Annotated in this window: 11 protein-coding genes; 8 read left to right on the top strand and 3 right to left on the bottom strand. The window is 66.0% G+C overall.

Annotated elements, in window-relative coordinates; translation table 11 throughout:
* Window positions 1-13: 13 nt before the first annotated feature.
* The 6 genes from ACSF9G_RS09450 (at window position 14) to ACSF9G_RS09475 (ending at window position 7678) form a co-directional block, all read left to right on the top strand.
* A complete protein-coding gene (locus tag ACSF9G_RS09450; protein WP_436640864.1) occupies window positions 14-1438 on the top strand; it encodes a TolC family protein in 1425 nt (474 codons plus the stop codon).
* Window positions 1439-1704: 266 nt separating this feature from the next.
* Window positions 1705-2811, top strand: coding sequence for a linear amide C-N hydrolase (locus ACSF9G_RS09455; RefSeq protein ID WP_436640866.1), 1107 nt, complete (start codon window positions 1705-1707; stop codon window positions 2809-2811).
* Window positions 2812-2884: 73 nt separating this feature from the next.
* The gene (gad, locus tag ACSF9G_RS09460; protein WP_436640868.1) at window positions 2885-4282 is read left to right on the top strand and encodes a glutamate decarboxylase; all 1398 of its coding nucleotides are present in this window, start codon (window positions 2885-2887) and stop codon (window positions 4280-4282) included.
* A 76-nt stretch (window positions 4283-4358) separates the two neighbouring features.
* Complete coding sequence (locus tag ACSF9G_RS09465; protein WP_436640870.1) at window positions 4359-5186, top strand: hypothetical protein; 828 nt, start codon at window positions 4359-4361, stop codon at window positions 5184-5186.
* A gap of 204 nt (window positions 5187-5390) precedes the next feature.
* Entirely contained in the window at window positions 5391-6476 is a 1086-nt protein-coding gene (locus ACSF9G_RS09470) for a linear amide C-N hydrolase (protein ID WP_436640872.1), read from the top strand.
* Between the two features lie 56 nt (window positions 6477-6532).
* Entirely contained in the window at window positions 6533-7678 is a 1146-nt protein-coding gene (locus tag ACSF9G_RS09475; protein WP_436640874.1) for a transporter substrate-binding domain-containing protein, read from the top strand.
* A 57-nt stretch (window positions 7679-7735) separates the two neighbouring features.
* Here ACSF9G_RS09475 and ACSF9G_RS09480 read toward each other — a convergent pair whose 3' ends face one another.
* Complete coding sequence (locus tag ACSF9G_RS09480; RefSeq protein WP_436640876.1) at window positions 7736-8746, bottom strand: helix-turn-helix transcriptional regulator; 1011 nt, start codon at window positions 8744-8746, stop codon at window positions 7736-7738.
* A gap of 370 nt (window positions 8747-9116) precedes the next feature.
* On the opposite strand from ACSF9G_RS09480, the gene ACSF9G_RS09485 reads away from it, so the two are divergent.
* Window positions 9117-10883, top strand: a complete 1767-nt coding sequence (locus ACSF9G_RS09485) for an Ig-like domain repeat protein (RefSeq protein ID WP_436640878.1) — start codon at window positions 9117-9119, stop codon at window positions 10881-10883.
* 111 nt (window positions 10884-10994) lie between these two features.
* On the top strand, window positions 10995-12776 hold the full coding sequence (locus ACSF9G_RS09490) for an RCC1 domain-containing protein (protein ID WP_436640880.1): 1782 nt from the start codon (window positions 10995-10997) through the stop codon (window positions 12774-12776).
* On the opposite strand, the gene ACSF9G_RS09495 is transcribed toward ACSF9G_RS09490, so the two are convergent.
* Window positions 12757-13860, bottom strand: a complete 1104-nt coding sequence (locus ACSF9G_RS09495; RefSeq protein WP_436640882.1) for a phosphatidylserine decarboxylase — start codon at window positions 13858-13860, stop codon at window positions 12757-12759. The two genes, ACSF9G_RS09490 and ACSF9G_RS09495, sit on opposite strands and share 20 nt — an antisense overlap.
* Before the next feature lie 47 nt (window positions 13861-13907).
* Window positions 13908-14630, bottom strand: coding sequence for a phytochelatin synthase family protein (locus ACSF9G_RS09500; protein WP_436640887.1), 723 nt, complete (start codon window positions 14628-14630; stop codon window positions 13908-13910).
* Window positions 14631-14667 lie beyond the last annotated feature (37 nt).

The following is a 14667-nucleotide window of genomic DNA, read 5'->3' on the forward strand; positions in this document are numbered from 1 at the left end:
CCTTGCCGGCTGCATGAACGACAGCCTGAAGGAAGTCCCGGCGTCGCCGACACAGCCGTGGAATCCGGAAGCCTCGGCGGTGCGCGCCGGGGACTACTCCATTCCCGCCAACCCCGCCGTCGCCACGCTCGAGGCAGGCATCCAGTCAGGCCGGGTGTACAAGCTGCCGGAGCTGATCGATCTGGCGCAGCGCACCAATCCGGCGACGCGTATCGCCTGGGAGGAGGCCCGTCAGGCGGCTTTGGCGGTCGGCATGATCGAGGCCAGCTTCCTGCCGCTCATCACGGCCAATGTCATCGGCGGCGAGCAGGCCGTCGTCACGCCGGTGCCGAACCTTGTGGGCGGCACCGACTACATCAGCACCACCGCGAACGGGATAGCGCCGAACCTCGCGCTGCAATGGCTGGTTTTCGATTTCGGTCAGCGACAGGCGCTGCAGGAAGCCGCCGAACACACCGCCTACGCCGCCAATGTCGGGTTCAACGGCACCCATCAGGCGCTGATCTATAACGTGACGCGAAGCTACTATCTGTACGGGGCGGCGCAGGGCAATCTGGCGATCGCCCGACAGGCCCTGGCGAACAGCCGGCAGCTCCAGCAGGCCGCCGAGGCGCGATACGGAAACGGCACCGGAACGAGTATCGAGGTTGCCCAGGCCAGGCAGCTCGCGGCGCAGTCCAATCTTCGGCTGGTGCAGGCGCAGGATAGCCTGCGCGACAGCTACCAGGACCTGCTCGGCGCGGTGGGCATCTCGCCGAAGTCGACCATCAAGATCGCATCGTCCGCGGGGCGCGGGCTCCCACGGGCCCGATCGCTGCCGACAGACGACGTGATCGAGGCGGCGCTGTCGCGCAGGCCGGATGTCCTGGCCAGCTATGCCGCCGTCAAGGCCAGCCAGGCCAATGCGCGCGCGGCGGAGGCCGACTTCCTGCCCAAGGTCTATCTCGGCGCCGTGGTCGCGACCGACAACACGAGCCTCCAGACCGGCAACCTGCCGAAGTTCGGGGCGCAAGCCAGTACGTCGGGTGTCCTGGCCGGCGTCACGATCCCGATCTACGACGGCGGCCTCCGGGAGGCCAGCCTTCGCCGGGCCGAATCGACGTCGTCGTCGGCGCACGCCAGGTTCGAGCAGATCCGCGACGCGGCGGTGCGAGAGATCGTGGTCGCCTCCGATACGCTGCGCTCGGCGCTCGAGTCCTATGTCGCCGCCAGCGAGCTGGTCGGTGCGGCGACGGTGACGCACGACGCCGCGTTCGAGGCCTACCGCAACGGCGTCGGAACGATCACCGACGCGACCGCGGCGGCGACCGGCCTTCTGGACGCGCGGCAGGCCCGGTCGGACGCGCACGCCGCGGCGCTCGTGGCGGCGTCGTCACTGGCCTTTTCCCTCGGTGCGATGACATCGCGCGAGGCTCCTGACCAGGCGTTGCGGAATTGATCGGGCGCATCGCATGTGTCCCGTTGCGAACCGCTGGTCGGGATCCGGCCGCACGGTCGAAATTCCCTGCCGACGACTTGACACCGATCGTCGTCATGGCCGACAGCTTCAGGACACTCGCCACCGCAACAGCCCTCCCTGCGCAATCGAACCCCGATAGAGCCGACGTGACCCAGGCCGCTCCGATACGGCATCCGAGATGCCGCATCGGGATCGTCGGCGAGCGTGCGGGAGACGAGATTCCCAGACGTCCAGGATGACCCGACATGTGCACTTCCCTTACCTATAGAGACGCGGACGACAACGTCTATTTTGGCCGTACGCTCGAGTTGACGGTCGATCTGCCCTATCAGATCGCCTACTTTCCCGCCGGCGCCGCGTTCACGTCGCAGGCCGAGGGGCATCCCGCGCTGACCTACACCTCCACGCACGGTTTTCTGGCGGTGACGATGCCCGATCGCGTGCCGACGGCCGACGCGCCGATCGGCATCGGCGACCTCAAGGTCCTGGAAGGGCTCAATGACAAGGGGCTGACGTTCAGCCTGCTGTCCTATCCGGCGGCCGGCGGCACCCAGCAGGCGGTCGACAAGACGCGGGCCGTTCTGTCGGCGTCCGATCTCGGCACCTGGGCGCTGGCGCAATTCGCCACGGTGCAGGACGTGAAGGCCGCGCTAGCCGATCAGCCGGTCCTGCTCGAAGCGCTGGCCATCCTCGGTGGTGTGGAATCCCCGTTCCACTACGTCGTGCACGACGCGTCCGGCGCGTCGATCGTCATCGAGTTCAACCGGGGCGTAATGACGGTGCACGACAATCCGGTCGGCGTCATGACCAATGGCCCGGAATTCGGCTGGCACCTGACCAATCTCGACAACTACACGTTCCTCACGAACGTCGACAAATCGAGCGGCACCTTCGGGGCCTATAAGGCCACCCAGCCGGACTCCGGCATCGCGACCGCGGGGCTGCCCGCGTCCAATACGTCCGTCGGCCGGTTCGTCCGCGCCGCCTACTACGCCCAGTTCACCGAGAAGGCGGCGACGCCCGACCAGGCTGTGCAGACGCTGGCCCACGTGATGAACAATTTCGACCGGCCGCGGGGCGTCACCATCGACTATCCCGACGGGAGCGGCTCGCATCTGGAGGTGGCCGGGCTGGACCAGGGCGGCAAGGCCGCCTACGCGACCGAGTTTACCTCGTGGACCAACCTCTCGGACCTTGCCCGCACGCTCTTCTTCGTGCGCGACTACCGGAGCCTGAACTTCTCCAAATTCGACCTGAAGGCGCTCGCCGGGCTGAAACAGCCCAAGGTGCTTCCGCTCGATCGTCTGGGCGGAGCAGAGGCCGAGGCCACCGACCTCCTGATGGGCGCCTGAGGCGCATCTCCGTCCATATCTTCGACACGCGGGCGGTGCCCGCATCCCCCCGTCACGCCAAGAGTACGCTGGAATGAACCGACATCACCTTCTTGAAGAGCAAGACGCTTCGAACGACGAGACCTACGGCGCCGACGAACTCGCCACGGTGCTTCCGAAGTCGACCTTTCCCGAGCGCGAGCGCAATCCGCAGCGCGTCTACGCGGCCGTGCGCGACGAGTTGATGCTCGACGGCAATTCCCGCCAGAACCTGGCCACGTTCTGCCAGACCTGGGAGGAGCCCGAGGTCCATCGGCTGATGGACGACTGCATCGACAAGAACATGATCGACAAGGACGAGTATCCGCAGACGGCCGACCTGGAAGCGCGCTGCGTGCGGATGCTCGGCGATCTGTGGAACGCGCCGGACGGGGCGGGGGCGGTCGGCTGCTCCACCACCGGATCGAGCGAAGCCGCCATGCTGGGCGGCCTGGCCATGAAACGCCGGTGGGAGGCGCGCCGCGCCAAGGAAGGCAAGCCGACCGGCAAGCCGAACCTGATCACCGGCCCGGTGCAGATCTGCTGGCACAAGTTCACCCGCTACTGGGACATCGAGCACCGCGAGATCCCCATGGAGAACGGGCGGCTGCTGATGACGCCCGAAGAGGTGCTGCGCCGCTGCGACGAGAACACGATCGGCGTCGTTCCGACGCTGGGCGTGACCTTCACGGGCGAATTCGAGCCGGTGAAGGCGGTGAGCGACGCGCTGGACACGCTCGAAACGGAAACCGGTCTCGACATACCGATCCATGTCGATGGAGCCAGCGGTGGTTTCCTCGCTCCCTTCTGCGCCCCGGATCTGATGTGGGACTTCCGGCTGCCGCGGGTGCGCTCGATCAACGCATCCGGCCACAAGTTCGGGCTCGCCCCGCTCGGCGTGGGGTGGGTTTTGTGGCGGGAGGAGAAGGACCTTCCCGAGAAAATGGTGTTTTGGGTCAACTATCTCGGAGGGAACATGCGCGATATCGCGCTGAACTTCTCGCGGCCCGGCGGTCAGATCGTCTGCCAGTACTACAATTTCCTCCGGCTCGGGCGCGAGGGATACCGCAAGGTCCACACCGCCTGCTATCGCAGCGCGACGTACCTTGCCGAGGAGATTTCGAAGATGGGCCCCTTCGAGGTGGTCTTCGACGGCGACATGACCCGCGGCATCCCGGCGGTCTCCTGGAAGCTGAAGGAGGGCACCGAACCGGGTTTTAGCCTGTTCGATCTGGCGGACCGGCTTCGGGTCCGCGGCTGGCAGGTGCCGGCCTACACCCTTCCGGCGAACTGCCAGGACCAGGCGATCCAGCGGATTCTCGTGCGCAACGGCGTCAGCCTCGACCTGTGCGCCGCGTTGATGGACGACATGAAGGCCGCACTGGCCCATTTCGAGGCCCATCCGATCCACACGCCACTGACCAGCGGCGAGGCGAGCGGGTTCCACCATTGACGATCGCGACGGCTGTGCGCCGTCGCCGCCTCCGCCTGGAATGACCGCGCACTGTGAACACGCGGCCGGGGTCCCGATGCGCAGCGCGGGACCCCGGCCGTTCGTCACCTTCCGAAGCTACCGGCATCGCGGGCGGCAGATCGTCTGGCGTGCCCGGCAGCATCGCAAGGGGCTGAACCGTGCCGCCCGGGGGCTGGGCCCGACGGGTGTCCCGTTCTGGCAGACGCAGGCCTATAACTGGTACACGGGCCTCTTTTTTGCCGTCGGTGCGTCCTTGTTCCTGCTGGGCAGCGTGCTCACCTTCGTTCACGGCCAGATCGGCGTTCCGCCCAACGGGCCGATCAACATCATGTTTTTCGCCGGATCCATTCCCTTCACGATCGCGGGCTTTCTCCAGAACTTTCAGGCCGCGAACGCCCCGGACTTCGCGGTCGATCCGGGCGGTCAGGAGACGAGGCAGGCGGTGTCCCTGATCGGATGGCGCCCCGGCAGCCTGGGGTGGCTGAGCTCGGTCACGCAGTTCGTCGGAACCGTCGCCTTCAATTTCAACACCTTCGATGCCATCGACGCGCCGAGCCGCTGGTATGTCCAGGATCTCACGATCTGGATGCCCGGCCTGGTGGGATCGATCCTGTTCCTGATCTCCGGCTACCTGGCCTTCATCGAGACCAGTCACGGCTACTGGAGCTGGAAGCTGAACGACCTGGCGTGGTGGATCGTCTTCGTCAATCTTTTGGGCTGCATCGCTTTCATGACGGCCGGCATCCTCGCCTATGTCCCGGAGGGGGCGGAGCCGGCCTGGATCGCGGCAGTGGCCAATTTTCACCTCGGGCTCGGCGCGCTGGGGTTCCTGATCGGGGCGGTACTGATGATGCGCGAAAGCGCCGATGCGGAGGCGGGGTGAGGGTGCGGCTTGAACGGGAGCCCTCGTCATTTGCGTGTGGCATTGCGCTGCGATATCAGTCCGGTTCGCTATTCGGATCCTTCTGTCGGGCTTTCTTCCACGCTGAACAGGGCGGCCCCACGCGCCGCCGCCCGACCGGTGCTGTCGCCGCAGTCTGATGCCTGCGGCCACAGCCGCTTTCTCGCGCAATAACGGAGATATCGCATGCCAGCCATTCGCCGCACCGCCAGATCCCGCAGGCTGATCAACGCGGCCGTGTCCGCCGGTCTCGCGTTGGCGGTCACGACCGCGCCGATGCAGGCCATCGCCTGCACCCGGCTGGTCTATCTCGGTGCCGGCGACACCGTGCTGACGGCCCGGTCGATGGACTGGAAGGTCGATGTCGCCACCAATCTGTGGGTCTTCCCGCGTGGTATGGAGCGCAACGGCGAAGCTGGCGAAAACTCGATCACCTGGACCTCGAAATACGGCAGCGTCATCGCGTCCGGATACGATATTTCCACGACCGACGGTCTGAACGAGAAGGGCCTGGCGGCGAACGTGCTGTGGCTGGTGGAGTCGGAGTATCCGTCGTCCGAAAGCGACAAGCCCGGCCTGACGATCGCCGCCTGGGCGCAGTACGTGCTCGACAACTTTGCCACCGTGGCCGAGGCGGTCGAGGCGCTGGAGAGCGAGCCGTTCGCCATCGTCACCGACGCCGTGCCCGGCGAGCAGCGGCTCGCCACCCTGCACCTGTCGCTATCGGATGGCACCGGTGACAGCGCCATCGTCGAATACATCGACGGCAAGCAGGTTATCCATCACAGCCGGTCGTATCAGGTGATGACCAACTCGCCGACCTTCGACAAGCAGCTTGCCCTCGACGACTACTGGAACCAGATCGGCGGCACGGTCTTCCTGCCGGGGACGAACCGGGCGGCGGACCGCTTCGCGCGGGCCTCGTTCTACGTCAACGCCATCCCGAAATTCGAGGATCCGAACCTGGCGGTCGCCGGTGCGATGTCCGTCATCCGCAATGTCTCGGTCCCCTACGGCATTTCGACCCCGGATCAGCCGAACATCTCCTCGACCCGCTGGCGCACGCTCTCCGATCATGCGCGCAAGCTCTACTTCTTCGAGTCCGCGCTGACGCCGAACACCTTCTGGGTCGACCTGAAGCAGCTCGATCTTTCCGTGGAGACCGGCAAGGTGATGAAGCTAGATCTCGGGCCAGACCAGAGCCACACCTATTCGGGCGATGCGACCGCGAAGTTCCAGCCGGCACGTCCTTTCAGGTTTCTCGGCAAGTGACGTAGCGATCCAGCGGGTCTTGGTGAGGGAGCGACTGTTGATGAGGATTTTGGACCGTGCGTAGGAACGTGATCTCGCGTCTGTTCGCGCTGGCTATCCTGGCCGGGATTTCGATCGCTGGAAGTGGTCCGCTTGCCCATGCGCAGGACGCGGGTGGAACAGGCGGCGCTGGTGAAGCTGCCGATAGCGCCACCGGCGACGCCCCCAAACGGGTAAGGGTCGGCGTCCACCTGAGTCCGCCATTCGTCATGCGCAGCGCGGACGGCTACACCGGAATGGCCGTCGAGCTGTGGGAAAACATCACCAAGGACCTGAACGTCGAAAACGACTACGTGCAGTTTGCGAACGTCCGTGAGCTGGTCGATGCAGCGGCCAAAGGTGAGGTGGATGCCGCGGTAACCAACCTGTCGATCACGAGGAAGCGCGCGGAGATAATAGATTTCACGCAGCCATGGTACGACGGCGGCCTGCGGATCATGGTCGACGGGCAACAAGGCGCCGGCTTCCGGGCGATGGTACGCGGGCTCAGGGACGCCGGTTACCTGAGGTCCTACGCCTGGATCGGTTTCGTGATCCTGCTGGCCACGGTCCTGTTGACGATCTTCGACCGGCGCTTCGACAAGAACTTTCCGAAACGTTGGCGCGACGGCATCGCCGAGAGCTTCTACACGGTGATGCAGGTTGCGATGTCAGGGCGCATGAACCGCAAGAACCTGTTCGGCTGGATCGGCCGGATTTGGTCGGGCGTGTGGCTCGTCATCGGCGTGGCGATACTCGCCTACGTCACCTCGACGGTCACGAGCGTGATGACGACGATTGCCCTGACGAACCAGATCAACAGCGTCGGGGATCTCCCGGGCAAGAGGATCGGAGTCCTGCACGGAACCACGGCGCAGGACCTCGCCGATGCGCATGGCGTGGCGGTCCAGCCCTATTCCGATATCGACGAGGCCGTGGCCGCGCTGCTGGCCGACCGTATCGACGCTATCGTTGCCGATGGTCCGGTCCTCGAATATTACGCTTTCACCAATCCGGAAGACCCGGTCGAGGTCGTGGGCCCGATATTCGAGCCGGACAAGTACGGATTTGGCATATCGCACACCACGAACCTCGCCAGACCGGTGACGCTCGAAATCCTCGACGCCGCCGAAGAGGACTATGTCGAAGAACTGCGCGAGAAGTATTTCGGCGAGCGTTCCTGAACTCGCCAGGCCGTCGCCGACCGTATCTGGCCCGAAGCGCGTGTTGGTTCGGCGCAATCAATCGCGAAGGAGGCCGCGCGCACTTCGCACTTCGCCGGGCGTGGCGGCATAGCGCTGACGGAAGCAGCGATTGAAATAGGACACGTCGCTGAAGCCGCAGTGATAGGCGATGTCGGTGATGGTGACGCGATCCTTTCCCGGATCGGCGAGCAGCCGGTAGGCGCGCTCGAGCCGCTCGGTCCGGAGAAGGTCGGAGAAGCGTTCGCCTTGCGAGGCGAGCAATTTGCGGATGTAGCCCGGCGAAATGCCGTGCTGCCGTGCCACATCGACGATGGAGTACTCCGGGTCGGTCGCGTGCCGGGCAACATCCGCCCTGATCGCGGCGAGCCGCGCCGCGTGCAGCCCACCGTCCCGCCCGGACATGCGCGCCCAGTTGTCCCGGGACGTATCCAGAAGGAGGCCGGCGACCTCGTGAACGTGCCGGGCGGCCATCGCCAGAACGGACTCGTCGCCCTCGGTCGATGCCGGCCCGAGCGTGCCGTCCAGAAGCATGTCCAGATGGCCGCGAAGCAGCCGCAACGTCGCATTTTCCCTGGGGATGACCGCGAAGCCGAGACGCTCGATGTCGAGAACCCGCGACGCCATGGCGGTATACGGAATGGCCATCGTGAGGAATTCACCGCTCGTCGAGCGGGTATGGCCGACCTCGGAAGAGCGCCGCACGATCGCGTCGCCACGCCCGATCACCGCCTCCACGCCGCGCTCGCGGATCAGCATCGATCCGCGCCTGGGGGTCAGCAAGACGAGGTCGTCGTTGTTGTCCTGGATCAGTTCGGGAGTCCGCTTGCATTCGATCGCGCTGACGTCGCCCGCCGAGACGGTGAGGCCGGGAAGCGCCGTGTAGCGGGCATGATAGTGGAAGGGACCGTCGTCGAGCGGATCGATATCGAGCCTGAGAAACTGCCGGCCGAATATCTCGCGCCAGCTGTTGAGACGGTTGTGCTCAGGAAAGACGGCCGACGATACGGACCCTCGTAAAGGCGGCTCCGCGTTACCCTGTTCGTTCAAATCGGACCTCGCGCAATTCGTCGGGCCAGGAAACGAAACGTCCCGGAGCCGGACCTGACCAGTGCCCGAACCCCGGCAATCGTGTCTTCAAATTGTGACACGGCCGATCGCGCCGATCGGTCCACAGCCGGCTTCTCAAGAGTCGAGACTAACCAATTACCCGCTCTGTGACAGCCCCCGATAGGCCGGCTCGCGTGCCGTTTCGGGCGGCGAGGGGGCGGACGATCGTTCCGCCCAGTCGTGAATTGTCCAACCGCGACGGCGCGGCCTGTCCAAGCCGGGCTATCCACCCTCCTGATACGGTCGCGCGAATTCGTTGCCGTGTTTTCGGCATCGGGCATGCCTTCGGGCTCGATATTGGAGGATGGCGGTGCATATTTCGCATTGGTTCAACGACATTGAAGCGACTGTGGCCAAGGTGGCGCCGGTTCTGGCGGCTGCCTTTGTTGCCGTGACCTTTCCGGTAGGCGGCGCGCTTGCGGGCGCGACCTCCACGAGTTTGGTCGGTCCGGGCATTGCCACGACCTACGGCCAGACGGCGGAGTTCACCGCGACGGTCGAGGGTGGCGGACCGGGTGGAACCGTGACCCTGAAGGACGGCTCCAAGTCCGTCGGCTCGGCCGCGGTGACCCTGCTGCCGGACGCCGCTGCCGTGAGCGCCGGTTTCTACCATTCCTGTGCAGTGACGGCGGCCGGCGGCGTCAAGTGCTGGGGCCAGAACACCTACGGTCAGCTCGGCGATGGTACGAAGATCGATCGCGCGGCGCCGGTGGCGGTCAATGGACTGTCCAGCGGGGTTGTCGCCGTCGTCGCGGCGCGTCTGCATTCGTGTGCGCTCACGGCCGCCGGCGGGGTCAAGTGCTGGGGCTCGGGCGCGAACGGCAGGCTCGGCACCGGGGTGACGTCCGACAGTCTGATACCTGTCGCGGTCGACGGCCTGACGAGCGGCGTCACCGCCATCGCCGGGGGGATGGACCATACCTGCGCCCTGACCGAGGCCGGCGCGATGAAATGCTGGGGCTACAATTCCACCGGCCAGATCGGCGACGGATCGACCACCAACCGCCTCTCGCCGGTCCAGGTTTCCGGGCTTGCCAGCGGCGTCACCGCGATAACCGGCAACCACAACCATACCTGCGCGATCGTGTCCGGCGCGGCCAAGTGCTGGGGCTACAATTTCTTCGCCCAGCTCGGCGACGGGACCACGACCGACCGCCACGTCCCGACCACGGTCGACGGGCTGTCCAGCGGCGTCGCCCGCATCTCTTCGGGATACCTGCACGGATGCGCCCTGACCGAGGCGGGTGTCGTCAAGTGCTGGGGAACCAACGGCAGCGAGCAACTCGGCGACGGCACGAACACGAACCGGATCAGCCCCGTGGTGGCGTCGGTGCTCTCGGACCCCGTGACGGACATCTTCGCCGGTGGTGTGCACACCTGCGTCCTGACCGAATCCGGCGCGGCCAAGTGCTGGGGCTACAACGAAGACGGCTCGCTCGGTGACGGCACCGGTGTCAACAGCACGACGCCCGTCACGGTCGCCGGTTTCGGCGCCGGTCCGGCGGCCGTCTCGGCTGGCTGGTACAGCAACTGCGGCATCACGCGTGACGGAAGTCTCAAGTGTTGGGGATACAACGGGGAATCCCAGATCGGAGACGGAACGACGACAACCCGGAATGCTCCCGTCGTCGTCAGCGGCTTCGGCCCGGGCGCGACGCGGCTTTTCGGTCAGGCCACTATCCAGACCGGCAAGATCTCGGCGGGAACGCGAAATATCACCGCGCGCTACAACGGCGATGCCAACAACGCGGCGAGTGTCTCCGAGTTGCTGACACAGGTCGTCAGGAAGGGCAGGACGAAGACCAGATTCAGGGTGAAGCCGAGGGCGCCAAAGCAAGGTGCGGCCTTTCGCCTGAGACTATCCGTGAAGGCGCAGAAGCCGGCCGTCGGCAAGCCCGCCGGCAAGGTGCTGATCAAGGACGGCAGGAAGAAGCTCGGGCTGTTCAAGGTCAGGCGAGGCAAGGCCGGCATCAGGCTGGGCGGCCTGTCTCAGGGCTCCCACAAGCTGCGTGCGGTCTACCGGGGCGACAAGAACTGGAAACGCAGCAAGGCGACCCGGAAGATCAAGGTTCGCTGATGGTCGGTCGGCCGGCGCCCCGGGTGCCGGCCTGGGATGCCACCCCGGATGCCTCCCGGGACGCCGGCCTCCACCCGAGCGGATCACGTCCACCAAGGAATAGCGTCACCAATGCATCTCGACATCGCCTGTACGATCATTCGTAAGCCGTTTCTGGCCGGTCTGATGCTGGCTGCGGGTGCGCTGCCTTTCGGCACGGCGTTCGCGGGCCCGACCTCGACGAACCTGTCCGCGTCTTCGGCCAGAAGTGCGTTCGGGCAGGCGGTGACGTATAGCGCCGTCGTCAAGGGCGGCGGCCCAACCGGAACTGTGACGTTCAGGGCGGGAAGTGCGACGCTGGGCAGCGGGATCCTGGAAATTCTCAGCACCGCCTCGTCGCTCTCGACAGGAGCTACGCATACGTGCGCCGTCACGGCCAGCGGCGGCGCCAGGTGCTGGGGCAGCAACAGCTTTGGCAAGTTGGGCGTGGGGCCGGCGGGCGATCAGACGACGCCGGTGCCCGTCAGCGGGCTCTCCTCCGGTGTCGCCGCCATTGTCGCGGGCACAAATCACACATGTGCGCTGACCGAGGGCGGAGCCGTCCTGTGCTGGGGCGCCAACGGCTTCGGGGAACTGGGCGACGGCACCACGATCGACCGGAACGTTCCGGTTGCCGTCAGCGGGCTTTCGGGCGGCGTCAAGGCGATCGCCGCGGGCGGGTATCACTCCTGCGCCGTGCTGACGACGGGCGCCGTCCGGTGCTGGGGGCGAAACGTCAACGGCGCGATCGGTGACGGCACCACCACGGATCGCCATGTTCCGGCGGCTGTCGCCGGACTTGCCGACGTACAGGCGGTCACCACCGGCCTGTTTCATAGCTGCGCCATGACCGATACCGGCGCGGCGAGCTGCTGGGGCAGCAATTCGCGCGGCCAGATCGGGGACGGAACGACGACGGACCGGTATCGGCCCGTGCCGGTCAGCGGCCTGTCGTCGGGTGTCGCGGACATCGTCGCGGGCCGCGGTCATACCTGTGCGGTCACCGGCACCGGCGCGGCGCGGTGCTGGGGATACAACAACATGGGCCAGATCGGCGACGGTACGACCACCGAGCGCCACACGCCGGTCCTCGTCAGCGGCCTGACGAGCGGTGCTACGACCGTCACGGGCGGCGACTATCATTCCTGCGCCCTGATCGGAAACGGGGCCGCGCGTTGCTGGGGCTTCAACGGCGTCGGGAACCTCGGCGACGGGACGATCGTCAACCGTGAGACGCCCGTGGCGGTCAGCGCGGGCGCCAGCGGTGCCGTGAATATCGTCGCGGGGAGCAATCATACCTGCGCCCTGACGAAGACGGGGGGCGCCAGGTGCTGGGGATACAACAATTCCGGCCAGATCGGCGACGGCACGATCACAGACCGCGAAACGCCCGTCGCTGTCGACGGCTACGATGCCAACGGCCTCCTCGTCAGTGCCGGAGCGTTGTTCTCGACATCTGCGCTGGCTGCGGGGAACCATGCGATTACCGCCCATTACGCAGGCGATGCCGGTAACGACGCCAGTGCCTCGCCTGCGCTGACGCAGGTCGTCGTCAAGGGCAGGACCCGGACGAAATTCAGAATCAAGCCGAGGAAGCCGAAGGCCGGCGCGGCCGCGCGCATGACGGTCCGGGTTAAGGCGCGTGCCCCGGCGGCCGGCAAGCCGGTCGGCAAGGTCGTCGTCAAGGACGGCCGCAGGAAACTCGGAACGTTCAAGGTCCGAAAAGGCAAGGCCAGCGTCAGGCTGCGCGGCCTCAGCGCCGGCACGCACAAGATCAAGGCGGTCTACAGGGGCAACAAGAACTGGAAGAAGTCCGCCGCGAGGAAAGGCCTGACCGTCCGGACGCGGCAGACGACTATTCGGCTTTCGCCCTGACCGTCCCGATCGCCGCCCCCTGCAGGTAATGCGTGCCGGGTTTCGCCGTAAGCTCCACCGCGTCCTTCTGAAACAGGACGATCACGTCGGAGCCGCCGAACTGGAAGAAGCCGAATTCCTCGCCTTTATGCAGTTGCGCGCCCACGTCCGGCGTCAGCTCGACGCTGCTCACCGGCCCCATCCCGATCGGCAGCAGCGCCACGTAGCCGAGTTCCTCGGATTGCATCACGACCAGCCCGCGCTCCTGGCGGAACTGATAGGTCGTCCCGTCAGTGAGGTAGGTGGAGCCGTCCGGCCGCTCGAACACGCCGATATAGGCGAAGCCCGGCAGGATCTTCTTCTCCACCACGGTGCCGGCGAACGGCACGTGGAAGCGGTGATAGTCGGTGATCGACAGGAAGAAGTGGGTGAAGGTGCCGCCGGCGAACTTCTCGCCGTACTCGGTGTCCTTCAGCAGGTCGGAGATCCTGTGCTCGATACCCTTGACGACGATCGTCGCGTCGTCGGTGATCGGCGTCGCGCCCTTGTAGACGGAATCGCCGGGCGAGACGATCGTCCGTCGGTCGCCCAGGCTCGCGATCGGCCGCTTGCCCGGTTTGATCTCGCGCGCGAAGAACTGGTTGAAGGTGAGCCAGCCGCTCGGGCCGACGAAATAGTCGTCGATCTTCATCGACGGGTCGTCGAGGAAGGTCTGCAGCCCGCCGACGGAGGCCGGCGAGTCGAGGAAATGACCCCATTCCGAGACGACTTCCTTCGACCAGTCCTCGAATTCCGGGCTCTTCCTCAGCGTGTCGTTGATATCGGTGATGATGTAGAGGGGCCCCAGCTTGTCCTCGATGTTCCGGTTCGTGGGAACGAGGCGCACGATCCCGTTTACGTAGGTCTCGAACTCCGGAATGGAGCCGACGCCGTCCATCTTCGCGGCCCCGATCGCCTGTTCGAGCGCGGCCTTCAGGTCCGGGCGCGCCTCCAGCAGGGAGCGGAGCGACTTGACCGATTTGCTGTCGCCGTAGGTCGCCGCGTGCGTCAGCGACACGGGGACGGCCAGGAAGAGGAGGGCGACGGCGATTCTGAGAAACGGCATGGTGGGACCTCGCATGTCGGGCGCCGGTCGGCGGACCCGCGAATGGCTCAGGGCTTGCGCACGACAACGAAGCCGCGCGTCTTTCCGGAGGAGGAGTCGGGCGTGTTCATGGCCGCGTAGAGCCGTTCGGCCGTCGCCCAGCTCGGCAGGTACTTGTACCGGGCCACATCGAGGATGAGGAACCGGTCCGCTTCCGCGTTGTAGGCGGCGACCGGCGAAATGTGGCCGCCGCCGTCGAGGCCCGCCTGGCCGAACTCGGCGCGGCCGAAATTGACGATCAGGATCGCGTCGGGATCGGCGAGCGCCTCGCGCGCGGCCTTTCGGAACGCGGCGACATCGGTGTCGGAGGCGAAGGTCTTTTCCGCCTTCGCGCCGGACAGGTCGAGCAGCGTCTCGAGCTGGGCGAGGGTGAGGCCGCCCCCTTCGACGGCGGAGACCGGCGCGACGTCCTTCAGCACCTGGGTGGAGAAGATGTTGTCCTGGTCCCAGTAGTCGTACGGGTACCAGCGCGGCGCGGTCGGCGGCGTGATGCCGAGGGTGTTGAGCGCCATCACCGACGAGGCGATCCCACAGAAGGTCGCCTGATACTCGGAGACGAAGCGGGACATGAGCGGCAGGAAATCGCCCTTCTCGGCGGTTTGGAGCCAGTCGTCGCTGTCCGGCGTCAGGAAGTATATCGGGGCCTCCGGCTTGACGGCTTCGTCCGCGGCGACAGGCCCCGAAACCGCCAGGAAAACCGCAAGGATCGGGATCAGGCGTGTTGCGCGCATTTTCATCCTCCTGCATCGATGGGTCGGGAGATGCCGG

Origin of the sequence: Microbaculum mangrovi (assembly GCF_051390635.1) — a bacterium.
Lineage (GTDB): Bacteria > Pseudomonadota > Alphaproteobacteria > Rhizobiales > Tepidamorphaceae > Microbaculum.